Genomic DNA, 565 nt, shown 5'->3' with positions numbered 1-565 from the left:
AAAACTGCAGGGGGCAACGCGACCGGCACAGGCTGCGGCCACGGCGTCATCGGCGGCACCAGGCCGGCATCCGCCAGCACCGCCAGCGCCCGCTGTTCGGCCTCGTCCCAGTCGGCCACAGGTTCGGGCGCGAGCAGGAGGTGGAGCGCACAGTCACCACAGGCATCCCCGCGAACTACGCAGGTGTCACAGTCGATCAGCATCGTCTCCGCCTAATCCGGCCGGTACCGGCCGCTATGAGCGCCATGTCACGAGCACCGTGTGCCGTCGAGACGCAACGTAGCCGCAGGGTCCGACAACTTCTCGCGACCGTTGGAGCGCCCAGGCCCGGTCAACTCAGGCCCAGTCAACCCAGGCCCGGTCAACTCAGGACCGGTCGAGGCGAGTCAGCAGCGCCGCGGACGGGACCGGCCGGGCACCTGACATCCGGCTTGTCTCCGCCACCTCCCGATCGGAGGTCACCACAGCCACCGGACGGCCCGCCGGCTCGGCCCGTACCAATCGGATGATCTCCTCGTCGGCAAGCTGACCGGACCGGCTGAACACCACCCGCACCCCGCGAGGC

General features: G+C 69.7%; 2 protein-coding genes. Both read right to left on the bottom strand.

Annotated elements, in window-relative coordinates; all coding sequences use genetic code 11:
* Positions 1 to 203 (bottom strand): hypothetical protein (locus U9980_RS03980; protein WP_322766725.1); only part of this gene is annotated, 203 nt, incomplete at its 3' end.
* 163 nt (positions 204 to 366) lie between these two features.
* The coding region (locus U9980_RS03975) for an NYN domain-containing protein (protein ID WP_322766724.1) at positions 367 to 565 on the bottom strand (199 nt) is incomplete at its 5' end.

Source organism: Protofrankia sp. Cr1 (genome assembly GCF_963555865.1).
Classification (GTDB): Bacteria; Actinomycetota; Actinomycetes; order Frankiales; family Frankiaceae; genus Protofrankia.
The sequence above is the reverse complement of the archived record's forward strand: the minus strand, read 5'-3'. Positions and strand labels throughout refer to the sequence as shown.